Consider the following 25,824-nt stretch of genomic DNA (forward strand, 5'->3'; position numbering starts at 1 on the left):
TGGTCACGGCGCGGGAAGTGCCCTAGTCCCTGGCCCGGCGCAGCACCGCGGCGGCCACCAGGCCCAGCAGCAGCAGGGCCCCGGCGGCGGCCACGGGAACAATGAAGGCCGTCTGGTAGCCCGCGGACTGCGCCAGTGCGCCCGCGATCGAGGAACCCAGCGCGGTCCCGGCGACAATGCCGCTGGCCAACGCCGTCATGACCGTGCCCATCCACTGCGGCGGCGCGATGACGCTGCCCACGCTGAAGACGGTGACCATGGTGGGCCCCACCGGGATGCCAACCAGCAGCAGCACCACGATCATGGCTCCCAGGCTGTCCGGAACGAAGAACGCTGCCGAGCCGGCGGCCATGAGCACGGCGGCCAGCACCCACCGCCACGCGTAGGTGAAGGCGGCGGGCCAGTAGGCCACGGACAGGGCCGCGACGGCCGAGCTGGCGCCCATGACGGCGTACATGAGCCCGGCCTGGTCCACCGAACCGTGGACGCCGGTAAACGCCGTCAGGGCAGTCTGGGAGGAGCCGAAGAAGGTCCCCATGCACAGCATGCCGGCCACCGGGACGGCGACCCTGGCCCATTTGACCGATTCCTGCGGGACGTACCCGGCGTTGCCGGAGGAGGAGGTTTTTCGGGTCGCCACGGCGGCGTGCGTGGGGTGGACCGCGAAGAGCGTCACGAGCGTCACGGTCATGGTGGCGGCCAGGACCAGCGGGAGCCACGGCGTCACCAGCGAGGCCAGCAGGCCCACCAGGGCCGGCCCCAGGACGAACGTGATCTCGTCCGCGGTGCCTTCCAGGGACAGCGCCGTGTCCATCACGGCGCCGCGCTGCTCCTTCGGAAGCCGGCGGCTCAGGGCCATCCAGCGCACGCGGGACAGCGGCCCCACCTGGGGCGACGTGGCCCCGGCCAGCAGCGTGGTGGCCAGCACCGCCCAGGTTGCGGCGGGGCTGAAGTCCGGTGTGGCGTACACGAGGACGACCGCGGCGCCCACGATCAGGGCATTGGCCACGGCGGCGGCAATGAGGACGGGCTTTTGGCCCAGCCGGTCCGCCACGTAGCCGAGCAGCGGCGCGCCGATGGCGGCGCCGACGCCGACGGATCCGGCAGCGAACCCGCCGATGGCATAGGACTTGCTGACCGCCGTGACCAGGGTGAGGACGCCGATGGTGAGCATGGCAAGGGGGACGCGGGCGAACAGCCCCAGAGGGATGTAGGAGTTGCCTGCCAGGCGCGGCAGCATGCCGAAGCGGCCCGCATTTTTGGCGGGCCTGGCGGGATTGTGCGCGTCCGCGGTGCCTGCGGACGTGGAATTGCGGGTGGTCATCATTTATCCGGTCAACAAAAGGGTGCGCACCGTCCCTGCCACCCGGTGCACCCGACCCAAATACACGTGCCAGTCTACCGGGCCGGCCCGCTTCCCGGTCCCCCGGGAACGGTTCATGCCGTCCCCACGGCCAGCGTTGACCCGTTGCGGCCCTTGGCGACCTGCAGGTGGACGGGAATCCGCGTCTTCATCTCCGCGACGTGGCTGACCAGCCCCACCACCCGGCCGCCGTCGCGCAATCCTTCCAGCGCGTCCATGACCTGGTCCAGGGATTCCTCGTCCAGGCTGCCAAAGCCCTCGTCCACGAACAAGGTTTCGATGTCCAGGCCGCCGGATTCCTGCTGCACCACGTCCGCGAGCCCCAGCGCGAGGGAGAGCGACGCCATGAACGACTCCCCGCCGGACAGTGTGGCGGTGTCCCGGCTGCGCTGCGTCCATTCATCCACCACTTCAAGGCCCAGGCCGGACTTCCGGTTTCCCCCGGCCTTCGCGTCCGAGTGGCTGAGCGTGTAGCGCTGGCCGCTCATGGTGGACAGCCGCACGGATGCGGCGAGGGCCACCTGCTCCAGCCGGGCTGCCAGGACGTAGCTGGTCAGCGTCATCTTCAACCGGTTGTCCCCGCCCCCACGGACGGCCTCGGCCAGCCCTGACACCAGCGCGGCCCGCTCCCGCAGCGGCGCCACGAGGGCCTCGCGGGAGGCGAAGGCAGCGGCCGTTTCCGCCACCTGCTCCCCCGCCCGCCGCGCCAGGCCCAGGTGCACGGCAGCCGCCTGGGCGGCGGCCCCGAGGCGCCGGGCGTCCTCGCGCCACCCTGCCAGGTCCCCGGCGGACGGCACCCGGACGCCCCGCGCCGCCTCGAGGGCGGCCTGGGCCACTTCCGCCCGTTCCAGTTGTGCCGTGTTGAGCGTGCCGTCCCGGTCAAAGGCGGCCAGCCGCTCCTGCCGGGCGGACGCCTCCGGCTTTGCCAGCAGCGCCGCGCGGACCTCCTCCGCGTCGGCGAAGGTGCTGTCCGCCAGCGCATCCGCCAGGGCGGACGCCGCATGGCTGGCAGCCTCGGCCGCCGATTCCTGCCGGCGCAGCGCGTCCGTCAGCGCCGAGGCGGCCCGCTGGGCAGCCTCCACCGCGTGCAGCCGTTCCGCCAGTGTGTCGTAACCGGCGCGGGCCGCGGCGAGCTCGCCCTCCAGCTGCGCCGCTTTCTGGGCGAGCGCGGCATTTCCCGCAGTCAGGGACGCCACGCGCTGCGTGCCCGCGAGCAATGCCGACTGGGCGCGCGCCACGCCAGCTTCCAGGACGTCCGTCTCTGCGGAAAGGGCCGACAGCCGGTCTTGCGCCGCAACGGCCGTGTCCAGCACATCCTTGGCACGGACGACGGCGGCGCCGGCCTCCCCTGCCTCGCCGTCGCCTCCGCGTTCAGCCAGGACGGCGAGCGCCTGACGGGCCGTTGCCAGTGCGGCGTGCGATTCAACGGCGCGCTTCTCGGCCTTGTCGCTGGCCGCCTTGGCGGCCTTTTCCGCCTGGACCGCCCCGGTGCCGGGCCCGGCCAGTTCCGAGGGCGCCGGATGGACCGTGCTGCCGCATACCTGGCAGGGCTCGCCATCCACCAGCAGGGCGGCCAGTTCCCCTGCCGCCAGGAAGTGGCGGCGTTCCACGGCGTCCAGCCAGGCCTGCCTGGCGCCAACCGCCGCCTCACGGGACCCGAGGTCGGCGGCGGCGAGCGTGTCCACCTCGGCCGACTGCCGGGCATGCCCTGCGATGCTGTCAACCAGCCGTGTGGCGGCCAGGTGCCGCTCGGCGGCCTGTTCGACCGGGACGGCGCTGCCGCGAAGCGCCGAAAGTTCGGCCTTGACCTCCAGCAGGCGGGCCTTGCCCCGGACTTCGGCACCGCGCTGTTCGGCGACGCCCGCCGTGGCGGCAACGAGGTCCCGTTCTCCCGCGGCAAGGTCCGCGGCGGCACGGGCCAGGCGCTGTTCGCCGGGCATCGCCGCCGCGACGGCGGCCAACTGGCCGGCCAGGGCCTGCTCCACGCGCGCCAGCAGCGGAAGGTCCGGTGCCGCGGCGCCGCCGCCGGCCAGGGATCCGGCCAGGCCTGAGGCCAGCGCGTTCGCGGCAAAGTCTTCACGGGCCAGCTGCGCCCCGGCCTCCGCGCCTGCGCAGGCGCTGGCGGTGGCGGAGGCAGCGGCCACCACGGCGGAGAGGACCTCTGCCTCATGGTGGCGTTGCAGCGACTCCCGCCACTTCCCGGCATCGCCGGTGAGCGCCGCCAGGCGTACCTGTTCGGCCAGGGCGGCTTCACGCAGGGCGTGGCGGGACTGGCACCGTTCGGCCTCGACGACGGCCTCGGCAGCCTCCCGGGCCGCGCCGGCCGCCGCGTCGGCGTCGGCCGCGGCCAGCTGCACGGCCCGCTCCAGCGAGGCGGACAGCCACGTCAACAGCTCCGCCCCGGTGGAATCCAGGCCGGCGCCGTCACCATCGCCTTCCCCCGCCAGCAGCCCCGCCTGGGCCAGGGCCGCGGAGGCCTGGCTGCGGGCCAGCTCCTCGAGCGAGCCGAGCTGGGCCAGCCCCGACGCCACCTGGGCGGCGGCTTCACGGGATTCGGCGTTGAGCCGGATTTCCAGGCCCTGGTAAATTTCGGTGCCGAACAGCTTCTCCAGCAGTTCCTCGCGGTCCTTGGCGCTCGCCCGCAGGAACGCGGCGAATTCGCCCTGGGCCAGCAGGATCACCTTGGTGAACTGCTCCATGTTCATGCCCAGCAGCCGCTGGATCTCGCTGGCGGCCTCGTCGTTGCGCTGGGACAGCGGCAGCCATTCGCCGCCGGCCCATTCGCGCAGCTGCGTGCTGGCCTGCTCCCGGGTGGTGCCGGTGCCGCGCTTGGCCGGGCGCATCCACTCGGGGCTGCGGCGCACTTCCAGCCGGCGGCCGCCGGCACTGAACTCGCACACCACCTCGGGGCCCACGCCGTCGGCGGCGTGGTGGCTGCGCAGGCTCTTCAGGGCGTCGTTCCGGGCCCCGGGAATCCTGCCATAGAGGGCGTAGGCCACGGCATCCAGCACGCTGGTCTTGCCGGCGCCGGTGGGGCCGTTGAGCAGGAACAGCCCCTGCGCCCCCAGGGCATCAAAGTCCACTGTTTCGTGGCCGGCGAATGGGCCGAACGCCCGCATTTCCAAGCGGTGGATTCTCACAGCGCGGCCTCCTGGGCATGGACGGAAGCCAGCGCCCCGCGCAGGACCGCCTGTTCGCCGTCGTCCGCCGGCCGGTGGCGCACATGGTCCAGGAAACCGCAGCAGAGGTCGAGCTCGTCCACGGCCGCCGAGACGCGCTGGCTGTACGACCTTGCCGCAGCATCGCGTGCATTCTCCGGCTCAAACATGAGCACCAGTGTGTTGGGAAAGCGCGCGCGCAGCCGCTCCATGGCGTTGGCCGGGCGGTCGTCGTCCGTCAGCGTCACCTGGCAGTAGTTCTCCTCCACGGGCTGCCACTGCGGATCCGCGAGCAGGTCCGCAAGCCTGCCGCGGAGCACTGACAGGGGCCGCTCCGCCGGCCAGTCGGCGCGGCGCACCTCCTTGAGGCCGTCCGCCGTGATCTCCACGAGCCAGGCGCCCTTGGCGTGGGCGGCCTCGGAGAAGGAATACGGCAGGGGCGAGCCGGAGTACCGGACCGATTCGCTGAGCTTTTGGCGGCCGTGCAGGTGCCCCAGTGCGGTGTAGGTGAACCCGTCAAAGAGGTCCAGCGGCACGGCCCCCACGCCCCCAACGGCCAGCTCCCGCTCGCTGGCAGAGGTGATCCCGCCGCTGGCGAAGGTGTGGGCCAGCACGACGCTTGCCGTCCCGTCCGCGCGCCCCGCCAGGTCCGCGCGGATCAGCTTCAGGGCCGCCTCGGTGACGGCAAAGTGGGAGGCGGGTTCGGCGTCGAGCCCGCCGGCGACGAGGCGCGGCTCCAGGTACGGGATGCCGTAGACGGCCAGCTGGGGTCCGTCCGGGCTGCCGGCCTCGAGCGGGAACAGCACGGGGGTGGCGAGGTCGGCGGTCCGGGTCCGCAGGTGCACGCCGGCGCGTTCCATGATGCGCCCGCCGAAGCCCAGGCGGGTCGCGGAATCGTGGTTGCCGCTCGTGACGACAATGGGCACGCCCGCCGCATTGAGCCGGGCCAGGATGTCGTCAAAGAGATTCACCACATCCACGTTGGGCAGGGCGCGGTCGTAGACGTCCCCTGCCAGCAGGACCACGTCCACGCGCTCCTCGGCGACGGTGGCCAGCAGCTGGTCGGCGAAGCGGCGCTGGGCGGGCAGCGTGCCCACGCCGTGGAACGACCGGCCCAGATGCCAGTCGGAGGTGTGCAAGAGCTTCATGGTTCAAAGCTATCGGACGCCACCGACATTCCCGCCCGGCGGAAGCACTACCTGGCGTCGAAGAAGTCCTGGGCGTCGCTGCGTTTCGGGGCGGGAGCCGCGGCGCCGCTGGCGTCCTGGGCGGAAACGGGCGCCGGCAGGGCATCCAGCGTGCCGTCCGACAACGTCTCCAGGGGCGACGGCGGGGCATCCGCGCCGGCGGCGGCGCCGGCGTCGTCCATGGCAGGAACGGGTGCGGGCGGGACAAACGTGCGGTAGATCGCGGCGGCCAGCGCGGCGCCAAAGAGCGGTGCCAGCCAGAACAGCCACAGCTGGCCGGCAGCCCAGGAGTCGGTGAGGAAGACCACGGCGGAGGACGCGGCCGGGTTCAGCGCACTGTTGCCCACCGGCAGGGCGATGCTCGCCGACACGGCCAGCGCCAGGCCAATGCCGAACGGGGCCAGGTTGGTGTTGTTGCGGGCATGGGTGGCGCCCAGGATCACGGCCACCAGGACGGCGGCGGCCACAATTTCCACGATCATGACGCCCACCATGGGGACCTTCAGCGGCGAGTGGTCGTCAAAGCCGCTGGCCAGGGTGGCGAACACCTTGGACGCGCCGCCGGTGGAATCGGCCGGGATGACCTGCACCACGGCGTAGATGACGCCGGACGCCAGCACGGCGCCGATGGTCTGGGCGGCCACGTAGAGGACCATGGGCAGCCACTTGATCCGTCCGGCAACGGCCATGGCCAGGGAGAAGGCCGGGTTGAAGTAGCCGTTGGAAATGTTGCCAAAGGACACCAGGGCCGCCACCAGGGCCAGCCCGTAGCCAAACGCCACCGCCGATGTGGAGGCGCTGAACAAGGCTGTGGCCAGTCCCACAAAAACGATGAAGAAGCTGCCCAGCGCCTCAATGGCGACCTGGGTGCCCAGCGGGTGGGGCTGCGCGGCGGCGGGGGCCGTTCCGGAAGTGCTCATGGTGAAGAAGGTCCTTCGGTGGGGGAAAATCGTCGGTGATGGGGTGGTTGCCGCTGCGCTGCCCGGAGCCTGCCCGGCCTGCGGCAGTCACATCCCCAGGGCAATCACGTCCCCAGGGCAATGGCCCGGACGGCGGCGGCCGCCAGAGCCACTATAGCCGCCGATGCTGTGCGTACCGTAAGTGCCGGGGCTGCCGTGCCGTCCGCCGCACCCGGCCGCCCGGCGCCGGCGTGCAGCACCCTGATCCGGCCCCCCGGCGCGGCCCGCGGGACGGTAAATTGGAGACATGACCAGCCAGCCCGACTCCGTCAACGCCCCGCCCGCCGACTTTGCCTCCCGCGTCCACGGCACCCTGCTGGGCGGCTCGCTGGGCGACGCGCTGGGGTATCTGGTGGAGTTTGATTCGCTCGCTTCCATCACGGGCAGGTACGGCCCGGCCGGACTGGTGGACCTCTCCCAGGCGGACGGGCCCGTGCATTTTTCGGACGACACCCAGATGACCCTGTACACCCTGGACGGGCTGCTGGAGGTCTTGGAGTGGGCCAACGACGGCGTGGGCGCGGACATCAACGCGTGCCAGTGGCTGGCCTACCTGCGCTGGCTGAAAACGCAGGGCATCCGGCCGGCAGGCAAGGCCCCCGAGCCCCAGCCGCGCTGGATCGACCGCCAGAGCGTGCTGCACCACCAGCGTGCGCCCGGCAACGCCTGCATCACGGGGCTGGCCGGCGGCGAAATGGGCACCCGCTTCCGGCCGGTGAACCCCGATTCCAAGGGCTGCGGGACGGTCATGCGCTCGGCCCCCTACGGCCTGATCCCCAACGTGCCCACGGAGGCCGTGTACAAGATGAGCTCCGACGCCGCGTCGCTGACCCACGGGCACCCGGCGGCCCGGCAAAGCTCCGGTGCCTTCAGCTGGCTCATCCACGCACTGGCGGTGGGGGGCCTGGGGCTGCGCGAGGCGGCCGCGTCGGCACAGGCCCGGGCCGTTGCCGAGCCCGGCGCCGACGCCGCCCTCCTGGCCCGCCTCGACGCCGCCCTCGCCCTCTCCGTGCCGGGCGGCCTTGCCGCGCACGACGGCGAGCCCCTGTCCGGCGGGCAGCTCACCGACGCGCTCGGGCTGGGCTGGGTGGCGGAGGAGGCCCTCGCCGTCGGCCTCTATGCGGTCCTGGCAACGGCCCCCCGGGCGGTGTCCGCGGTGGAGCACTTTCTGGCGGCCATGCGCCTGGCCGTCAACCACGACGGCGACAGCGACTCCACCGGCTCCATCGCCGGAAACATCCTCGGGGCGTTATATGGCGAGGCGGCGCTGCCCGGCGCCTGGCTGCAGCTCGGCGAAGACCCCCAGCTCATCAGGCACCTGGGCACGGAGCTGGTCAAGCTCACGGTGGGCGGCTGAGCCCGCTGCCTGGCTCCCGCTGCCTGGCTCCCGCGGCCAGGTGACCAGGTGCGGCCGCTTGTTGCGGCCGGACTGGCCGGGCAGATGCGCAAACATGCCCCGGCGGCCGCCATGGCGCCTATGGCACCACTGACGACATGTCCTTGGTGGAAACGCCGGATGTCCCCGGCGAAAGGCCTGCCGTCACCGCCACCTCCCAGCTGTACACGCGCCACTTCAGCGACGCAGACTCCATCGACGTCGAACCGTGGCATGCCGACGCGCTGTCCGCGCTGGGAATAGGGGCCCGTGGGCAGCGTTTCCGTTTCCATGCCTCCACTGGACGAAGGGGGTAGGCTCAGGAACATGGGCGCCTTGCCGGACCCGGATGCGCGAGCAGAAACCTTGTGACAAGGACCCGCCGCAGCAAGCAAGAAGCCGTTGTTGTCCGCCATTCACGGAAGGTAGAACCATGGACACCAGGATTGCCACCACCGCCGATGGGATCATGAGCCGGCCCGTGGTGACCGTTCCGCCCGGACTTGATGTGGCCTCGGTGGCGGCGCTGTTGCACGAGCACCGGATCAGCGGCATTCCCGTGGTGGACCCGGATGGCCACGTGCTGGGGCTGGTCAGCGAATACGACCTGCTGGCCAAGACCGGGACCACCGCGGAAGAGATCATGACCACCGCCGTGATCAGCGTCAGTCCCGACACTGCCATCGCCGACGTCCGCCAACTGCTGGTCAGCCAACGCATTGGCCGGCTGCCGGTACTCGCCGGCGGCCGCGTGGCCGGGATCATCAGCCGTGGCGACCTGGTGGCGCTGCTCGCCACCGAATGGGTGTGCGGTGTCTGCGGCGAACCCGCCCGCGGGGAGCATGCTCCGGCCAGCTGTCCCAAATGTGGAGGCGGCCAGGCCGGCTTCACACTGCAGGAGCAGCCGCCGGGGCCGTGAATGCCCGCCGGCAGGCACACCAGCGCGACGACAGGTCACAGCATCTTTGGAGGAGGACACATGGCTGAACGACGGAAACCGGCAGCGGCGCGAGGAAAAGACCCGGCTGCTGCGGGCCGGAAGGCGGAGGCGGTGGAACATTTTCCCGCCGGCGAACCCACTGAACGCCTGCTCGGCTACTATGCCGGCATGGTCCTGATCCGCAAGTTCGAGCTCAGTGCCGACCAGATGTACAAGCGTGCCAAAATCGGCGGCTACTGCCACCTGAACCTGGGTGAGGAGGCCACCGTCGTCGGGCTGATGGATGCGTTGCGGCCCAGCGATTATTTGTTCACCAACTACCGCGACCACGGCTACGCCCTGATGCGCGGGATGACCCCGGGCGCGGTGATGGCGGAACTGTTCGGCAAGTCGACGGGGGTGTCCAAGGGCCGGGGCGGATCAATGCACCTGTTTGACACCGGAGCCCGGATGATGGGCGGCTACGGCATCGTCGGAGGCCAGCTGCCTCCAGCCACCGGCGCAGCGCTGGCACTGACTTACCGCGGCGCCCCCGGCCCGGACGCCGAGGTCGTGATGTGCCAGATGGGGGACGGCACCACCAATATCGGGGCGTTTCACGAATCCCTGAACCTGGCCGCCGTCTGGAACCTGCCCATCGTGTACGTGATTGTGAACAACCGCCTGGGCATGGGAACCACCGTCGAGGCCGCCGCAGGGGAGCCGGAACTGTACAAACGCGGCTGTTCGTACCGAATCCCGGGTGAGCGCGTTGACGGCACCGATGTGGTGGCCGTGCGTGAGGGCGCCCGGCGGGCCCTGGACCGTGCGCGGCTGGAACGAAAGCCGGCGCTGTTGGAAGTCATGAGCTACCGGCTGCGCGGGCACTCGGTGGTGGACCCGGCCCGGTACCGCTCCGCGTCGGACCTTGAAATCGCCCAGTCCGCAGATCCGCTCCCGCTGCTGCGCCGGAGCCTGTTGGCTGCGGGCCTGATGGACGAGGCCCAGGCACAGGACATCGAGTCGGAAGCGGACAAAAAGGTCGCGGCCGCCGTCGCCTTTGCCGATTCAAGCCCGGACCCGACCCCGGACCAGCTCTTCGACTACGCCTACGCCAGTCCGGTCGCGAATGCGGCCCATGCCCTTCCCGGCGACCCCCTGGTGGTGGTCCCATGACCGGCGAAGGCACCGCCAAGGCTGTCATCACGTACCGGCAGGCGCTCAATGACGCACTCCGGGCCGAACTGAGCCGGGACAAGAACGTGATCCTGTTGGGCGAGGAGATCGGGATCTTCGAGGGATCCTATAAGATCACCGCCGGACTGCTGGCTGAATTCGGGCCCGAACGGGTACGCGACACGCCCATCGCCGAGGAGGGCTTCGTCGGGGCCGCGATCGGCGCCGCGATGCTGGGCATGCGTCCCGTGGTGGAAATCATGACGCTGAACTTCAGCCTGATTGCGATGGATCAGATCGTCAACCATGCCGCCAAAATCCATGGCATGTTCGGCGGCCAGACGCCGGTTCCCATGGTGATCCGGATGCCGGGAGGCGGCGGCCAGCAGCTGGCTGCCACGCACTCACAAAACCTGGAGGTCTGGTTCGCGCATGTCCCGGGGCTGAAGGTCGTTGCGCCCTCCAACCCGGCCGATGCCAAGGCCCTGCTGCTGGCGTCGATCCGGGACAATGATCCGGTGATCTTCCTGGAGAACCTGTCCCTGTACAACACCAAGGGCGAGGTGCCCGACGGCGAACACGTCGCGGAGATCGGCAAGGCCGCCGTGGCGCTGGAAGGCACCGACCTGACGGTGATTTCCTACTCGCGCGCCACGACCGTGGCCCTTCAAGTGGCACGCCAGCTCGCCGGCGAAGGCATCTCCGTCGAGGTGGTGGACCTGCGCAGCCTGCGCCCGCTGGACCGGGAGACTGTCTGTGCTTCCGTCCGCAAGACCAGCAGGGCCGTGGTCCTGGAAGATGACTGGCTCAGCTACGGCATCGGCGCGGAAATCTCCGCCACCCTCATGGAAGGGGCCTTCGACTACTTGGACGCGCCGGTTCGCCGCGTGGCCGCGGCGGAAGTTCCACTGCCCTACGCCAAACCGCTCGAACTGGCGGCCCTGCCGGATGCGAACGACCTGATCAAGGTCATCCGCGAACTCCTCGACGCCACCGGCTTCAGCCCTGCGGCGGGCCACCCCATTGACACCGCTACCTGAGAGGACGAGTCCATGCCCGAAGTAGTCATGCCCAGGCTTTCCGACACGATGGAGGAGGGTGTGCTCAGCCGCTGGCTCAAAAAGGAAGGGGACACGGTCCGGCAGGGTGAGGTGATCGGCGAGATCGACACCGACAAGGCCACGATGGAGCTGGAAAGCTTCGACGACGGAATCCTGGAGAAGCTGCTGGTCCCGGAGGGCACCACGGTGGCGATCGGCCAGCCGCTGGCCGTGATCGGCGACGGCAGCGGCACCGTCCCCCCGGTGGAAGCAGCGCCCGAAGCGCCCGGAATTGACCCTTCGACGGGGCCCGTCCCCGCCCCGCCCGAGTCAAGGCCGGCCCAGGCACCGTCCGATGCACGGGCCGACGCCGGCGCACGGCGGCTGCTCAGCTCCCCGCTGGCCCGCCGCGAGGCTGCCCGGCACGGACTGGATCCGGCAACGATCACCGGCACGGGCCCTGGCGGGCGGATTGTGCGCGCGGACGTGGAAGCCGCCATAGCCGCAGCGGAAACGGAGCAGCCTCAACCCCAACGGCAGGCCCCGCCGGCGGCTGCCGGCAGGGAACCAGCCGTGACGCCGTCGTCCGCCCAGGATTCAGTGGAGGTCCCGCTGAGCCAGATGCGCAGGGTGACAGCACACCGGCTCACCGAAAGCGCGGCCGCACCGCACTTCTACCTGACAGTCGTGGTGGCTGTGGATGCCCTGTTCCGCTTCCGCAGCGAGGTCAATGAACGGTTCGCGGACCAAGATGTCAAGGTCAGTGTCACGGACCTGCTGGTGCGGGCGTGCGCAGCCACGCTCAGGCGGCACCCGCACGTCAACTCCTCGTGGGCAGGAGACAAGATCCTGGCACACCAAAAAATCAACATCGGCGTGGCGGTGGCCCTGGACGAGGGCCTGATGGTTCCCGTCGTCACCGGCGCCGACACCAAGAGCCTGGACCGGATAGCCACGGAAACGCGGTCCCTGGCGGAGAAGGCCCGCACCGGGACACTGAAGCTGCACGAATTCAGCGGCGGGACGTTCACCATCAGCAACCTGGGAATGTTTGGCATCGACAACTTCACCGCGGTCATCAACCCGCCGGAGGCCGCCATCCTCGCCGTCGGGGCCGCCACTGATGAACCGTACGCACACGACGGGGAACTGCACAGCCGTCGGGTCATGAAAATCACCATGACCTCCGACCACAGGGTGCTGGACGGGGCCACCGCGGCGGCGTTTCTCAGCGACCTCAAGCGCACACTGGAGGATCCACTGCGGATCGTCATCTGAGCCCGTGGTGCCAACGCCGCTGCGCCTCGCCCTTCCATCCGTGCCTGCCGAAGGGGCTAATTCGCATCCGGACCACAAACGCGGATCCCGGGCGTAAGGCATGCCAAAACACCTGGCCCCGGCAGGGTCCATACGCCCCGCGGCGTCCTGAGGCATGCAGTCGGCAGCACGTGCAGATCTCCGCGTTGGTGTTGATTGGCGGGAGGGACGTGCCAATCGATGCCCACGCCGGCGGCGGCCGTCTCCAGGAGGCTGCCAGCGGAATGCCTTGGGCCCGGAACACGACTGGACCACGGAGGACGCGAACGATCGAGCTTTGACGTGCTTTGCCGGAATCCACCTCGGCACGCCGCGCGCCCGCCAGGCGGGATACTGAACCAGGGGCGGTCCCACCCCCACGCCAAGAATCGTCGTGTGTATGCTGGGGAGAATACCCATTTCGAATGCAGGAGGACTCGTGGATCTGTTGACAAACGACGATATCGCAGCCCTGGCGGCACCGGGACAGGGTGGTACCAACGTTTCCCTGTTCATGGCCACACACAGGTTTGGCCGGGAAGTGGAGGCAGACCGGCTGCGCTTCAAGAATCTCGTAGCCGGCGTGGAAACGACCCTTGGCAAGACGCTGCGGCGAGCCGAGATCGATGAGCTGCTCGCCCCTGCACACCAGCTGCGCGACGATGCCATGGAGTGGCAGTACATGAGCGACGGATTGGCCATGTTTCTGCGCGCGGACCGTCACCGCACCTTCCGGGTCGCGGCGCCGATGCCCACATTCGCCACGGTCGGCGACAAGCCGGTGCTGGGCCCGATGCTGCGGCTCCTCTCCGGCGACGGGCACTTCCTGGTGCTCGCGCTGAGTCAGCGTGAGATCCGCTTGATGGAAGGCAGCCGCAACACGGTGGAGGTCGTGCGGCTCACCGCTGTGCCCACCAGCCTGAAGGATGTCATCACGCCGAGGGAGCCGCGGTCGGACACCATGGCCCGGCCGGCGGCGGGTGGCCGCGGTGGCGGCGGCTCTGCCGTCTTTTACGGGCACGGCGCCGGCGACCAGCACGTCAAGGGCGTCGAGGTGGAGCAGTTCCTTCGGAACGTTTCCACCGGGTTGAAGGAGGTGCTGGCGGGTCAGACCGTGCCGATGGTGCTGGCAGGCCTCGACCACCTCGTCGCGGCCTACCGGGCGGTCAACGCCTACCCCAACGTCATCGAGGCGGCGGTTGAGCACAATTCGGACCAGCTCTCCACCGAGGAGCTGCACAGGAAGGCCTGGCCGCTGATCGAGGCCCGACTGCGTTCGGACCGCGAACGGGTCATCGACCGATTCAAGGAACTCAACGGAACCGGTCTGGTATCCAGCGATCTGGCAATTGTTGCCGAGGCAGCGGCGGCTGGCCGCGTGGAGACTCTTTTCGTCAAGGCGGACCCGTGGTGCTGGGAGCGCGTGGTCCACGACGACTCGCCTGTCGTGGAGCTCGGTGTGGACGAGCGGTTTGCTGACTGTGAGCTGATCGATGCAGCGGCGGTGGCGACGCTGAACACGAACGGCAGGATCTTCGCGACCTCCGAAACCGTCGCGTCCGACAGCGAGGTCGCCGCGATCCTGCGCTACTAACAAGCCCGACGGCGGCCGGGGCGCGGACCGCCAGCTCCGCTCCGGCCGGAAGGGACACCTTCAAAAGGCGCAGCGCCACGCAATCTGGCGCAACGACCCCATCGGGGCAGCCATGCGCCGCTCACCCACCGCCCAGGACCACTGACACCTTGGAATTTCCCGGCCAGTTGGAATTTCCCGGCTAGGCCCTCCGGAGGGAGAAGTTGGCGCATTCCTCGCAGATGCCGGCCGGGATGATGCCGCGGCGCTGGAGCACCCCGAAGATCACGCAGCCAAGGCAGAGCCCGACGAATGCCTCCAGGGACGCCGCCACGATCAAGGCCGCCATCAACGTCCAGCCGGCCGGGGACGCCCCGGAAAGCAGCAGCACAAGCGCGGCGATGGAAAGGACGGCGCCGAGGCCCTGGGCGAAGCGCTTGGGCGGGCCGGGAACCATCTTCGGCGGCCCCAACCGCGGGGCCAGCACCTTCACCGAGAGCCGTGCCGCGGGCGAAATGCGTGGTCCGAAGGCCAGCCGCAGCACGAAGCCAGCGGCAATGACGCCCACCAGCCACAGTTGCCCGGAAATGACCGCCGCCAGCGCCAGCGTCACCACAATGCCGGCCGTGCACCGGGCGGCGTATTCGTTGACGGGGTTGGGGAACGCAAAGAACCGCTTCACGGGTCCCGGCTGCGGCACCTGGATGAATTCGGTGGCGGCGGGGATGCGTTCATTGAGGGTGGTCATCTTCCAAGGCTAGGACGTCCCGCCCCTGCTCAAGAAGCAATGTTGCGGAGAATGACAAAGTCACGTCCCCGCGGGCGTGCCCGGCCGAAGGCGCGAAACCCAAATCCAGGCCCACCCAGCCCTACGTCCCTCAATGGGAAACACTCCCAAGCTGGTGCCGCGCCGGGAGCGTCAGCCCACCATCTGCATGAACTCACCTTCCGAGAGCACCTCGATTCCCTGCCCCCGGCGCTGCAGTTGCAGCACCCGTGCGGCCTTGGACGTCACCCGGCCGCCGCGCAGGTCGGTCGCCGTGAAGCCGCTGCCCACCACCAGAACGGTGGTCTTGCGCGTCACACTGCTGGCGCACTGTGCACCGCAGTGGGCCGCGCGCCGCTTGGCATCCGGCCGATTCAGGCCAAGGTCGCCGGTGAACACCAGGGTCTGCCCGTACAGCGGGTGCCCCGGGTCGGCGGCGATGTTGGGCACCGGGTTGGGGCCCTCCGAGGACCAACTGGACCGCGCCCCCCGGCCTGCGTCCGGGGCGCCTTCCGCCAGTCTCCCCAGCGCCGACCGGGTGGCCTTGGACACCTCGTCGGTGGAGGGGTCCCATGCGTCGACGTGCGGCATGGGCAGCTTCATTGCGGCGAAGACGCCGGCCACCGACGTGGCGGCGCGGCGGGCGGCAATGTCCACCATGATCCCGGCGCAGGCCCGGGCGTCCTCCGTGGCGTCGTGGTGGTTCACCAGCGGGACGCCGGCGGCCTCGGCCACAAACGGCAGCGAATACGACGGCAGGGAGTAGTTCTTCCGGGACAGCACCACGGTGCAGGCGTAGTCGAACGCCGGGGCGCGCATCCCGGAGACCTCCGACGCCGAGCGGATCACGCCGAGGTCGAAGGCCGCGTTGTGCGCCACCAGCGCGTCGCCGCCGATGAATCCCCGGACCTCGGCGAACACGTCCTTGAAGCGCGGGGCGGCCAGGACGTCGTCGGGCGTGATGCCGTGGATTGCGATGTTCCTCGAGTCGAAGTGGTCGTGGCCGGCGGGCGGGCGCATCAGCCAGTACCCTTCATCCACCACCACGCCGTCGCGGACCTTCGTCACGCCCACCGAACAGGGCGATCCCCTGAATCCATTGGCGGTTTCAAAATCGATTGCAGTAAAGTCCACAGGCACCCTTCAAGGCTACCGCCCCCTCGCGCATGTCGGGACAACCGTGAGCCCACCCACGGCACGGGGGCCCGCAGGCGCCGTTGCCGTAATCTGGGGTGGTGATACTTTCAGCTCTGAGTGACTTCGCCCTGCCCGCCCTGGTGGGCCACGGCCCTGCCCCCACGGGGTTGCTGCCGCCCTGGCTCGATCCCGTCAACATCCTTGACAACCCCGCCCTCGGATTCTGGGTGGTGGTCATTGCCTGCGGCATCATCTTCGCCGAGACCGGCCTGCTGGTGGGTTTCTTCCTGCCCGGGGACTCCCTGCTCTTCACGGCCGGCCTGCTGACCAGCACCGGCAAGCTTCCCGTCAACATCGGCGTGCTGATCATGCTGCTGATTGTGTGCGCCTTTGTTGGCAACCAGGTTGGCTACGTCATCGGGGCCAAGGCCGGACCCGCCATCTTCAACAAGCCTGACTCCAGGCTTTTCAGGAAGGACCATGTGGAGCACGCGCACGCCTTCTTCGAAAAGCACGGCGGCAAGGCCCTGGTGCTCGCCCGCTTTGTGCCGATCGTGCGGACCTTTGTGCCGGTCATCGTGGGGGTGGCCCGGATGAACATGCGCCACTTTGTCATCTTCAACGCGATCGGTGCCATACTGTGGGCCGGCGGAGTCACGCTCCTGGGCTTCATCCTGGGCGACCGCTTCCCCTGGGTTCAGAAGAACCTGGACATCATTTTCATCCTGATTGTCCTGCTCTCGGTGGTCCCCATCGTCGTAGAGTTGACCAAGGCGTTCCTGTCCAACCGCAAGGTGGGGAAGCCTTAATGCGTGGTGGCCACGGCGATCGGCTCACCTGACACATCCTCGAAGTGCCGGTTGCGGCCGGCCAGGAAGTAGTACGCCACGCCGGCGATGCCGGCGCCGAAGAACCAGGAAAAGTCGGAGATCGAGTGGAAGAACGGGACCAGGCCGAGGACGATTGAGATGGCGGCCGCCGGGACGAACGCGACGATGGCCCGCGGGTTGACGCCCTGCTGGTAGAAGTACGGCCCGGAATCCTGCAACGTGTACAGGGCAGGAACGTTGACGCGGGCCTTCCGGATCAGCCAGTAGTCCACCATGATGATGCCGAAAAGGGGGCCGAGGAGCGCGCCCAGTCCACCCAGGAAGTAAACGATCACCACTGGGTTGTTGTAGAGGTTCCACGGCAGGATGACAAAGCCGATAACGGCCGAAATCAGGCTGGCGCGGGCAAAGTTGAGATGCTTGGGGAAGAAGTTGTTCAGCGCGTAGACGGGCGCAACGAAGTTGGCCATCATGTTCACCGCGACGGTCAGCACCAGCAAGGCCAGGCTGGCGAGCACCACCAGTACGGTGTTCGGAATGGCTTCCACGACGTCCGACGGGCTGCCGATGATGTGGCCGTTGATCTTGAACTGGGCCCCGGCCATGACCACCGCAATGACGCCAAAAAGCATCGTGTTTACGGGGATGCCCCAGAGGTTTCCCCTGGCGATTGACTTGCGGGATTTGGACGCCCGGGTGAAGTCGCAGAAGTTCAGCACGAAGGTGCCGTAAATGGTCACCCAGAGCGCGGCACCGCCAAAGATGCTGCGCCACATGGCGCCTCCCGTGAGCGGATGGCTCGTGGAGAAGGAAATCGACATGCCAGCCTGGAAGAACATCCAGACGGCCAGCGCGATCAGCGTGACCAGGACCACAGGGCCGGCAAAAACCTCATATTTGCGGATCATGTCCATGCCGTAGCGGACGATCACCACCTGAACGATCCACAGCAGGAGGAAGGTCAGCCACCCGAGCGTCGACAGGCCCAGGAAGGAATTGTGGTCCAGCGCCCCGAATCCGGGGGCGATGGCGATGAGCATGACCCGCAGCACCAGCGTGGCGAGGTAGGTCTGGATGCCGAACCAGACGATGGCCACGGCACCGCGGATGGCTGCCGGCAGCTGCGCCCCCCGGATGCCAAAGGCAATGCGGCTCATGACCGGGAAGGGCACCCCCGTCTTGTGGCCCATGAAGCCGGAGTAGGTCAGCAGGGCAAAGAGCAGTCCGGCGCCGATGGCCAGCGCGAGCAGGATCTGCCAGGCGCCCAGGCCCAGGGCGAAGAGGCCGAGGATGAAGCCGTAGTTGCCCAGGCTGTGCACGTCATTGGCCCAGAGGGCAAAGATGCTGTACGACGTCCAGTGCCGCCCCTCCTTCTTGGTCGGGGCCAGGTCCTGGTTATAGAGCGTGGCGCTGATCCGGGGCAGGCCGGGCACTTCACCGCTGGGCGGATAGTGCAGGATGTGGTCGGCGTGGTGATGGCCGTGGCCGGCGTCCTGTTGCTGCGTCGGGGCGGCAGGTTCATTTTTCATGGATGGTGGACCAATCACTTGCGGGAAACCTCGTCATTGCGGCTACACAAAAAGTGTAGGCCGCACCCCACAGATTCCGCAACAAGAAATTTTGATTTCACCATATGAAAATTGCTGGCGGTGCCGCGCGTGCCGCGACCGTCCCGCCGTCGCGGTTCCCGGCGGACCCGGCCTCAGTGACGTTCCGGGGAAAGCGCCTTGATGATGTGCGGGAGCAGGGCGCGGAAGGCCTGGCCGCGGTGGCTGATGGCGTTCTTTTGCTCGCCGCTCAGCTCGGCGCAGGACTTGTCCATGCCGAGCGGCTGCAGGATCGGGTCGTACCCGAAGCCGCCGTCGCCGCGTGGCGCGCTGAGCAGGGTCCCTTCCAGCGTTCCTTCCTCCACGACGTCCAGGGAGCCGTCCGGGCTGGCGAGAGAGGCGGCGCAGACAAACCGGGCTCCGCGGTGGGCGCCTTCAATGTCGGCGAGCTGGGCCAGGAGCAGGTTCAGGTTCGCGGTGTCGTCGCCATGTGCTCCCGCCCAGCGGGCCGAAAAGATCCCGGGGGCGCCGCCCAGTACATCCACGGCCAGGCCGGAGTCGTCTGCGACGGCCGGGACCCCGGTGAAGGCCGCCACGGCGGCGGCCTTCAACCGCGAGTTTTCCGCAAAGGTGAGCCCAGTTTCCTTGACGTCGGGCGCGTCCAGGGCACCGGCGTCGACCACGTCCACATCGACGTCCAGGCCGGGCACCTGGCCGCGCAGCAGCTCGCGCAGCTCGCGGAGCTTGCCCTGGTTGTGGGTGGCCAGGACCAGACGGGGGCCGCTCACTTGGCCCCAAGTGTTTCGCGCTGGATTTGGGCCAGCTGGCTGGTGCCGATCAGGGCAAGGTCCAGGAGCTGGTTGAGCTCGTCGCGGTCGAACGGGGCGCCTTCCGCCGTGCCCTGGACCTCGACGAATTTGCCGGATCCGGTGACCACCACGTTCATGTCGGTTTCGGCGCGCACGTCCTCCACGTAGGGCAGGTCGAGCATGGGCACGCCCTCGATGATGCCGACGGAGATGGCGGAGACGGTGTCGATGAGCGGCTGCGCGTTCTTCGCGATCAGCTGGTTTTCCTTGGCGTAGGCGACGGCATCGGCCAGGGCCACGTAGGCGCCGGTGATCGCCGCGGTGCGGGTGCCGCCGTCGGCCTGGAGGACGTCGCAGTCCAGGACGATCGTGTTCTCGCCGAGTGCCTTGGTGTCGATGATGGAGCGCAGCGAGCGGCCGATCAGGCGGGAGATCTCGTGGGTGCGCCCGCCGATCCGGCCCTTGACGGATTCGCGGGAATTGCGGGTGTTCGTGGCGCGCGGGAGCATGGCGTATTCGGCGGTGACCCAGCCCGTGCCTTCACCCTTGAGCCAGCGCGGCACGCCCGCGGTCAGCGAGGCGGTGCACAGCACGCGGGTGTTGCCGAATTCGATCAGGGCCGAGCCTTCGGCCTGCTTGGACCAGCCGCGGGTGATGGAAATGTCGCGGAGTTGGTCGGGGGTGCGGCCGTCGGCGCGCAGGATGGCAGTCTCGCTATTCGTCATGGTCTAAGCCTAGCTGTCCCGTCCTGCATGGCCTGCCCGGCGGCCCCTGCGCATGACCCCGTCCTGCGCACCGGCCGTGCCGTACGTTGCGCCGGACAGTGCACCCGGTCAGCCGATCTTGCCGGCCTTCCTGAAGTTCCTGCTGTCGGTGAAGTACTGGGAGCCGGGCCGGCTGAAGCACAGGATGATCGCGGCGATGCCGGCCAGCACCTGCAGGACGGTGAAGATGCCTGCCGGCATGGTGAGGCCGATGAGCCGCGAGAGTGAAATCACGGCAAGAACCAGGCCGGTGATGCGCGCCCAACCGGCCCCCTTGTTGATGAACAGGCCGATGACGATGTACAGCGCCACGGCCACCACCGCCGTGGCGATGAGCACGCCGATCGTGGTGGTCACCGCGACCTGCACCAGGTCGTTGGCTTTGGCGTTGGCGGGCAGGTTTTGCTTGGCGATCGTGGCGGCGGCCGACTGGCGGAACTTGTCCGAGGAGACGTAGACGACCCCGAAGATGGCGGCAATGACCTGCAGCGCGGCCGCAGCGATGACCAGCTGGAACGCCCAACGCACCTGCTTGGGTTTCGTGGGGGCGGCGGGGATGGGCTGCTGGGACCACTCGGGGTTGTAGCTGGGCATCGGCATGTTGCTCATGGTCTTGTCCTTTAGGGGGAAGGGCTCGGCGGCCCCGCCGGCCAGCTCAAGCAACCGCCAGACACCCCAAGCCTTGTTGCATCGGTAGTTCCGACCCTATCCGACCCCGCCGGCGGATTCATGATCATTTGGGATGATTCCGCGGCGGCCCCGGCTCAGCCCGCCTCAGCCGTAATGGGGCTGTTTGATTCCTCGAACTCGACGGCGTCGCCGTACGTCGCTGCCAAGGCGATCACGGCGGCGTTCTCCTCCACGGGAGGGTCCGTGGCGGTTCGGTGGATCGTCACGTGCAGGGCCTGTCCGATCGGGTCCGGCCGCGCCTGGCTGGAGTACTTGGGCTGCTGCATGTAGTGGACCAGGACCCGGCGGCCCGCAAGCGTCCGGCCAGATCAGACGGCAGGCGGCAGCCGGCCTAAAAGATGGCGGCCTGATTCATGGCGCCCTAGATGGTGTAGTGGACCCCGGCCACGGCGGCGGACACGTCGCGCGGGAACACCTCGCGGGCCTCGGCCACCACCGTGTTTGCCTCGGTCCACACGGGGATGTGCGTCAGCAGCAGCCTGCGCGCATTGGCCCGCTCGGCCGCCTCGCCGGCCCGCTTGCCGGTCAGGTGGACGTCCTTGATGTGGTCGTCGCGGCCCTCCTCGAAGGCGGCCTCGCACAGGAAGAGGTGGGCGTCCCGGGCGGCGTCCTCGAGCTCGTCGCAGGCGTCCGTGTCCCCGGAGTACGTCAGGATGATCTCGCGGTCGACCCCCGTGCCGTCATATTCGGTGGTCTCCACGCGGAGGGCATAGGCCTCGGGCACGGGATGGTTGACCGGGAAAGGCGTGACCTTGAAGGGCCCCACCGTGACCGGTTCCAGCGCCTGCCACGGCTGGAAGTCGAATTCCTCGCGCATGCCCGGATCAAGTTCCAGGCCATACGCCGTGGCGAGCCGGTCCGCCGTCGCCGCCGGACCCCAGACGCGGATCCGCCCGCGGTGCCAGCCGTGGGGGTTCCAGCGCACGGCCACGTGCAGCCCGCACAGGTCCATGCAGTGGTCCGGGTGCAGGTGGGAGAGGAAGATCGCGTCGATGTCCTCCAGGTCCATGTATTTTTGGACGTCGCCCAGCGCACCGCTGCCCAAATCCAGCAGCACCCTCCACGGCCGGACGCCGTCATGGGCCGTCAGCAGGTAGCAGGACGCGGACGACGACGGGCCGGGGAAGGACCCGCTGCACCCCACGATCGTCAGTTTCATGTCCGCTCCCCCGGCGCCGGTCCCGAAACTGCCACTTTGCCCGCAGAGTCCCGCAAAACAAAATTCGAGATCCGCGGGGCGGCCGAACCCCCTGCTGCGCGGGCTGCGGCGATCATGTCCGGGGTAATGCGGGCCATGGACCCCGTGGGATAGTGGGCGGACACATGGCGCGCCTGCTCGACGCCACGCACCTCCGGGCCCAGGAAGCGCCGGGCCAGTTCGCCGAACTGGACGGCGTCGCCCGTGGACAGGAAGGTGTGCGCGGGGGGCTCGTCGGAAAGCCGTTCCAGGTCGTGGCCCACCAGCGCCTTGTAGACGTCCTTGGCAGTCTCCTCTGCGCTGGAGACGAGCGTCACGCCGTCGCCCATGACGTAGGAGATCACGCCGGTGAGCAGCGGGTAGTGGGTGCAGCCCAGCACCAGGGTGTCCACGCGGGCATCGCGGAGCGGGGCCAGGTAGGCCTCCGCGGTGGAGAGCAGTTCCGGCCCGGTCGTGATCCCGGATTCCACAAAGCGCACAAAGTCGGGGCAGGCAACGGAGGTGATGCGCAGGTCCGGCGCGGCGGCAAAGGTGTCCTCGTAGGCGCGCGAGCCCACCGTGGCCACGGTGCCGATGACGCCCACATTGCCCGTCCGCGTCGCGGCCACGGCGCGACGGACCGCGGGCTGGATGACCTCGATGACGGGAATGCCGTACCGGGCCGTGTAGCGTTCCCGGGCGTCCCGCAGCACGGCGGCGGAGGCGGAATTGCAGGCGATCACCAGCAGCTTCACGCCGGCGTCCACCAGCTCGTCCATGACGCCCAGGGCGTTGGCGCGGACCTCGGCGATGGGCAGCGGGCCGTAGGGCCCGTTGGCGGTGTCCCCCACATACAGGATGGACTCGTTGGGCAGCTGGTCGATGACGGCACGCGCCACGGTCAGCCCGCCCACCCCCGAATCAAAAATGCCGATGGCGCGCTCCGCCATGGGGTGCGCGGCAACCGGCTGGGCAGTGGCTGGGGATCCCCCGGGCAGTGTGGTCATGATCGTTTTAGGATAGATGCCAAACAGGAACGCCGGGTACATTTGGCCGCGTCTGTTTTGTCACAGGAGCCCAAGCCCGGCCCCTAACTGCTGCTCTTGAGCCCGGCCAGCATGGCCTGGACCAGGCTTTCCTGCAACCAGGAAACAAAGTTGTAGACGAGCGACAAGTAGCTTTCGACGTCGTCCGCCTCGCCCCAGTCCTGCACCTGGTGCACCCGCTCGGCGTCGCCCTCGTCCCGGATTTCCAGCCGCTGCGCGAGGACCAGCCGGACGTCGTTGAGCGCGCGCGACCACAGCCCGGCCGCCTCGGCGTCCAGGACCAGCTTATCCTTGTCCAGGTCCAACGTGGCCGCCCGCAGGGCGCCAATCTTCGATTCCCGCAGCGAGCGCTCGGTGAGCTGGCGGAACTCAAGGGAGGCGTCGGCGTCGCCCATCACGGCGTCCGGCAGCAGGCGCAGGAGGGCGGGGTCGGTGGGGACGGCGACGTCCATGTCCAGGCCGATCAGCGCCGCGAGGGGGTCCTCGTGGGCGGGCCGGGACGGTTCGAGGATGGTGATGATGTCGTCGAAGAGCTTGCGCAGGAGGTCCCGTTCGGCCGGTTCGAGGAAGCCGGTGATGCCGCGGCGGCCCGGATTGAAGGCCTTAGCCACGTCCGCCGCCCTTCTGGACCGTGGCCCACAGGCCGAATCCGTGCATTGCCACAGCGTGGGCCTCCATCTTTTCCTTGGCACCGTGCGCCACGGCCGACTTTCCCTCCGTGTGCACCTGCATCATCAATTCAGCGGCCTTCGCCTCGGAATAACCAAAATAGCTTTGGAATACGTAGCTGACATAACTCATCAAATTAACCGGATCGTTCCAGATAATCAGCTCCCAGGGGATGTCGGGGGAAGAGAGTTCGTGCGTGGATTGGTCCCGATCCGTTTCCGGGGCTGTGCTGACACTCATGTGTCCATTCTAGTGTTGCCCCACTAAAGTGAATTCCGTGACTACTGAACCCGGTTGGGGACACCCCAGCACCTCCCTGTTCACGGACCACTACGAGCTCACCATGCTCCAGGCGGCCCTGCACTCGGGGTCCGCGCACCGCCGCAGCGTGTTCGAGGCGTTCGCGCGCAGGCTCCCCGACGGCCGCCGGTACGGGGTTGTGGCCGGCACGGGGCGGCTGCTGGAGGGGATTGCGGAGTTCCGCTTTGGCACCCGGGAGCTGGACTTCCTGGCCGCCCGGAAGGTGGTAAATGACGAAACGCTGGCGTGGCTGGCCGATTTCGCATTCTCCGGCAACATTTACGGTTACGCAGAGGGCGAACTGTATTTCCCAAATTCGCCCATCCTGAGCGTTGAATCCACCTTTGCCGAGGCCTGCATGCTCGAGACATACCTGCTCTCGGTGCTCAACCACGATTCCGCCATCGCCTCCGCCGCCTCCCGCATGATCACCGCTGCCGGCTCCCGCCCCTGCATCGAAATGGGGTCGCGCCGCACGCAGGAGGAATCCGCCGTGGCCGCCTCCCGCGCCGCCGTGATCGCCGGCTTCCACAGCACCTCCAACCTCGAATGCGGGCTGCGGTACGGCGTGCTGACCCAGGGCACGGCCGCACACTCCTTCACGCTGCTGCACGATTCCGAGGAGGAGGCCTTCCGCGCGCAGCTCGAGTCGATGGGCGCCGGGACCACCCTCCTCGTCGACACGTACGACGTCGAGGCCGCCGTCCGCAAGGCCGTGGCCCTGGCGGGGCCCGCCCTGGGCGGCGTGCGGCTGGACTCCGGGGACCTCCTCGCCCAGGCGCACGACGTCCGGGCCCTGCTGGACTCGCTGGGGAACGTCAACACGCGCATCACCGTCACCTCCGACCTCGACGAGTTTGCCATTGCCGCCCTGGCCGCGGCCCCCGTGGATTCCTACGGCGTGGGCACGTCGCTGGTCACCGGCGCCGGGGCGCCCACCGCCTCCATGGTCTACAAGCTGGTCTCCCGTGCAGGGAATGACGGCGACTTTGTCTCGGTGGCCAAGGCAGCCAAAAACAAGGCGAGCGTGGGCGGCAAGAAGTTCGCCCTGCGCCGCCTCAACGAGCGCGGCCTGGCCACCGCCGAGCTGGTCGGCATCGGCGAGCTGCCCGAGAACGACGGCAACGACCGCCCGCTGATCCACGAGTTCATGCACGACGGCGTGCTGGCGCCTGGATGGACCGGGGCGGAAGGCGTGCGCCGTGCCGCCGAACGCCACGCCGCGTCCATGGCGGAACTGCCCGGCGCGGCGCGCCGGCTGCAGCGCGGCGAGCCCGTCATCCCCACCGAATACATCCAGCCCTCAACCGTACGGAACTAAAGGAGCAACGCATGGCCAAGGCACTCATCATTGTGGACGTGCAGAACGATTTCTGCGAAGGCGGCCCGCTGGCCGTGGAGGGTGGAGCCGACCTCGCCGCGGAGATCAGCGAGCTCATTGCAGAGGCACCCGGCTTTGACTTCATCGTGGCCACCCAGGACTGGCACATCGACCCGGGCAGCCACTTCTCCGACACGCCGGACTTCCGCACCAGCTGGCCCGTGCACTGCGTGGCCGGTTCGAAGGGCGCCGCCCTCCACCGCAACCTCGACACGGACGACATTGACGCGTACTTCCGCAAGGGCAGGTACGACGCCGCCTACTCCGGCTTCGACGGACTGCTGGCCCCGGAGGACGAGGTCTTGGTCGGTGAACGCGAGGCCTACGAAGAGGCCGACCCGGACGACGCCGAGGCCGCCGTCAGCCTGGACGACTGGCTGCGCGAGAACGACGTGGACGACGTGGTGGTGGTGGGCATCGCCACCGACTTCTGCGTCCGCGCCACCGCGCTCGACGCCGTCAACGCCGGCTACGACACCACGGTGCTGCGGGATTACGTGGCCGGCGTGGATGACGGCGCCAGCGAAGAGGCCCTGGAGGAACTCGTGGACGCGGGCGTGGAGGTCAAGTAGCAGCCGGCGGTCGAGCAGCGAGCCCCACGAGCGCGTCGAGACCCGGCGGTCGAGCAGCGAGCCCCGCGAGCGCGTCGAGACCCGGCGGTC

25 protein-coding genes are annotated in these 25,824 nt (G+C 68.8%); 10 read left to right on the forward strand and 15 right to left on the reverse strand.

All coding sequences use genetic code 11. The annotated features are described in order from the left end of the window. Positions 1 to 22: 22 nt before the first annotated feature. The 4 genes from G6034_RS03570 to G6034_RS03585 all read right to left on the reverse strand — a co-directional run bounded on the left by G6034_RS03570 (position 23) and on the right by G6034_RS03585 (position 6,628). On the reverse strand, positions 23 to 1,327 hold the full coding sequence (locus tag G6034_RS03570) for an MFS transporter (protein WP_343037923.1): 1,305 nt from the start codon (positions 1,325 to 1,327) through the stop codon (positions 23 to 25). 110 nt (positions 1,328 to 1,437) lie between these two features. Next, entirely contained in the window at positions 1,438 to 4,503 is a 3,066-nt protein-coding gene (locus tag G6034_RS03575) for an AAA family ATPase (RefSeq protein ID WP_176633733.1), read from the reverse strand. After that, a complete protein-coding gene (locus G6034_RS03580; protein ID WP_176633734.1) occupies positions 4,500 to 5,669 on the reverse strand; it encodes an exonuclease SbcCD subunit D in 1,170 nt (389 codons plus the stop codon). Before G6034_RS03580 ends, G6034_RS03575 begins: the two co-directional genes overlap by 4 nt. 47 nt (positions 5,670 to 5,716) lie before the next feature. Further along, entirely contained in the window at positions 5,717 to 6,628 is a 912-nt protein-coding gene (locus G6034_RS03585; RefSeq protein ID WP_176633735.1) for an aquaporin, read from the reverse strand. 286 nt (positions 6,629 to 6,914) lie between these two features. On the opposite strand from G6034_RS03585, the gene G6034_RS03590 reads away from it, so the two are divergent. The 7 genes from G6034_RS03590 to G6034_RS03620 all read left to right on the forward strand — a co-directional run bounded on the left by G6034_RS03590 (position 6,915) and on the right by G6034_RS03620 (position 14,067). Then, positions 6,915 to 8,024: an ADP-ribosylglycohydrolase family protein gene (locus G6034_RS03590; protein WP_176633736.1), complete on the forward strand. Its 1,110-nt coding sequence runs from the start codon at positions 6,915 to 6,917 to the stop codon at positions 8,022 to 8,024. Positions 8,025 to 8,161: 137 nt separating this feature from the next. Continuing rightward, a complete protein-coding gene (locus G6034_RS03595; RefSeq protein WP_176633737.1) occupies positions 8,162 to 8,359 on the forward strand; it encodes a hypothetical protein in 198 nt (65 codons plus the stop codon). Positions 8,360 to 8,475: 116 nt separating this feature from the next. Continuing rightward, entirely contained in the window at positions 8,476 to 8,961 is a 486-nt protein-coding gene (locus G6034_RS03600; protein WP_176633738.1) for a CBS domain-containing protein, read from the forward strand. Positions 8,962 to 9,093: 132 nt separating this feature from the next. Next, positions 9,094 to 10,137, forward strand: coding sequence for a pyruvate dehydrogenase (acetyl-transferring) E1 component subunit alpha (pdhA, locus tag G6034_RS03605; RefSeq protein ID WP_343037924.1), 1,044 nt, complete (start codon positions 9,094 to 9,096; stop codon positions 10,135 to 10,137). Continuing rightward, the gene (locus G6034_RS03610; RefSeq protein WP_176633740.1) at positions 10,134 to 11,177 is read left to right on the forward strand and encodes an alpha-ketoacid dehydrogenase subunit beta; all 1,044 of its coding nucleotides are present in this window, start codon (positions 10,134 to 10,136) and stop codon (positions 11,175 to 11,177) included. Before pdhA ends, G6034_RS03610 begins: the two co-directional genes overlap by 4 nt. A 12-nt stretch (positions 11,178 to 11,189) precedes the next feature. Further along, positions 11,190 to 12,455 (forward strand): dihydrolipoamide acetyltransferase family protein, encoded by a 1,266-nt coding sequence (locus G6034_RS03615; protein WP_176633741.1) that lies wholly within the window; start codon positions 11,190 to 11,192, stop codon positions 12,453 to 12,455. A 457-nt stretch (positions 12,456 to 12,912) separates the two neighbouring features. Further along, a complete protein-coding gene (locus G6034_RS03620) occupies positions 12,913 to 14,067 on the forward strand; it encodes a baeRF3 domain-containing protein (protein WP_176633742.1) in 1,155 nt (384 codons plus the stop codon). Between the two features lie 181 nt (positions 14,068 to 14,248). Here G6034_RS03620 and G6034_RS03625 read toward each other — a convergent pair whose 3' ends face one another. Further along, positions 14,249 to 14,794 carry a DUF4395 domain-containing protein gene (locus tag G6034_RS03625; protein ID WP_176633743.1) on the reverse strand — a complete coding sequence of 182 codons (546 nt, stop codon included), beginning with the start codon at positions 14,792 to 14,794 and terminating at the stop codon, positions 14,249 to 14,251. 171 nt (positions 14,795 to 14,965) lie between these two features. After that, on the reverse strand, positions 14,966 to 15,952 hold the full coding sequence (locus G6034_RS03630; protein WP_176633744.1) for an exonuclease domain-containing protein: 987 nt from the start codon (positions 15,950 to 15,952) through the stop codon (positions 14,966 to 14,968). Positions 15,953 to 16,062: 110 nt separating this feature from the next. Between G6034_RS03630 and G6034_RS03635 the strand changes: the two genes are divergently transcribed. Beyond that, complete coding sequence (locus G6034_RS03635) at positions 16,063 to 16,758, forward strand: VTT domain-containing protein (RefSeq protein ID WP_176633856.1); 696 nt, start codon at positions 16,063 to 16,065, stop codon at positions 16,756 to 16,758. Here the strand turns inward: G6034_RS03635 and G6034_RS03640 are convergent. The 9 genes from G6034_RS03640 to clpS form a co-directional block, all read right to left on the reverse strand. Continuing rightward, positions 16,755 to 18,308: an NCS1 family nucleobase:cation symporter-1 gene (locus tag G6034_RS03640; RefSeq protein ID WP_176633745.1), complete on the reverse strand. Its 1,554-nt coding sequence runs from the start codon at positions 18,306 to 18,308 to the stop codon at positions 16,755 to 16,757. The two genes, G6034_RS03635 and G6034_RS03640, sit on opposite strands and share 4 nt — an antisense overlap. Before the next feature lie 173 nt (positions 18,309 to 18,481). Further along, entirely contained in the window at positions 18,482 to 19,114 is a 633-nt protein-coding gene (gene rdgB, locus G6034_RS03645) for an RdgB/HAM1 family non-canonical purine NTP pyrophosphatase (protein WP_176633746.1), read from the reverse strand. Beyond that, complete coding sequence (gene rph, locus G6034_RS03650; RefSeq protein WP_281375384.1) at positions 19,111 to 19,860, reverse strand: ribonuclease PH; 750 nt, start codon at positions 19,858 to 19,860, stop codon at positions 19,111 to 19,113. Before rph ends, rdgB begins: the two co-directional genes overlap by 4 nt. A 108-nt stretch (positions 19,861 to 19,968) precedes the next feature. After that, entirely contained in the window at positions 19,969 to 20,508 is a 540-nt protein-coding gene (locus G6034_RS03655) for a hypothetical protein (RefSeq protein WP_176633747.1), read from the reverse strand. Positions 20,509 to 20,663: 155 nt separating this feature from the next. Next, the gene (locus G6034_RS03660) at positions 20,664 to 20,855 is read right to left on the reverse strand and encodes a hypothetical protein (RefSeq protein WP_176633748.1); all 192 of its coding nucleotides are present in this window, start codon (positions 20,853 to 20,855) and stop codon (positions 20,664 to 20,666) included. A 95-nt stretch (positions 20,856 to 20,950) separates the two neighbouring features. Then, positions 20,951 to 21,748 (reverse strand): MBL fold metallo-hydrolase, encoded by a 798-nt coding sequence (locus G6034_RS03665; RefSeq protein WP_176633749.1) that lies wholly within the window; start codon positions 21,746 to 21,748, stop codon positions 20,951 to 20,953. Further along, positions 21,745 to 22,773 carry a glutamate racemase gene (murI, locus tag G6034_RS03670; protein ID WP_176633750.1) on the reverse strand — a complete coding sequence of 343 codons (1,029 nt, stop codon included), beginning with the start codon at positions 22,771 to 22,773 and terminating at the stop codon, positions 21,745 to 21,747. The genes G6034_RS03665 and murI overlap by 4 nt, the downstream gene beginning before the upstream one ends. A gap of 83 nt (positions 22,774 to 22,856) precedes the next feature. Beyond that, entirely contained in the window at positions 22,857 to 23,423 is a 567-nt protein-coding gene (locus G6034_RS03675; RefSeq protein WP_176633751.1) for a DUF2017 family protein, read from the reverse strand. Further along, positions 23,416 to 23,721 carry an ATP-dependent Clp protease adapter ClpS gene (gene clpS, locus G6034_RS03680; RefSeq protein WP_176633752.1) on the reverse strand — a complete coding sequence of 102 codons (306 nt, stop codon included), beginning with the start codon at positions 23,719 to 23,721 and terminating at the stop codon, positions 23,416 to 23,418. The genes G6034_RS03675 and clpS overlap by 8 nt, the downstream gene beginning before the upstream one ends. A gap of 37 nt (positions 23,722 to 23,758) precedes the next feature. Between clpS and G6034_RS03685 the strand changes: the two genes are divergently transcribed. Both G6034_RS03685 and G6034_RS03690 read left to right on the forward strand, forming a co-directional pair. Beyond that, positions 23,759 to 25,102, forward strand: a complete 1,344-nt coding sequence (locus G6034_RS03685; protein ID WP_176633753.1) for a nicotinate phosphoribosyltransferase — start codon at positions 23,759 to 23,761, stop codon at positions 25,100 to 25,102. A gap of 11 nt (positions 25,103 to 25,113) precedes the next feature. Next, positions 25,114 to 25,734 carry an isochorismatase family protein gene (locus tag G6034_RS03690; protein ID WP_176633754.1) on the forward strand — a complete coding sequence of 207 codons (621 nt, stop codon included), beginning with the start codon at positions 25,114 to 25,116 and terminating at the stop codon, positions 25,732 to 25,734. The last annotated feature ends 90 nt before the right edge of the window (positions 25,735 to 25,824 follow it).

This window comes from Arthrobacter wenxiniae (assembly GCF_013376105.1).
GTDB lineage: Bacteria > Actinomycetota > Actinomycetes > Actinomycetales > Micrococcaceae > Specibacter > Specibacter wenxiniae.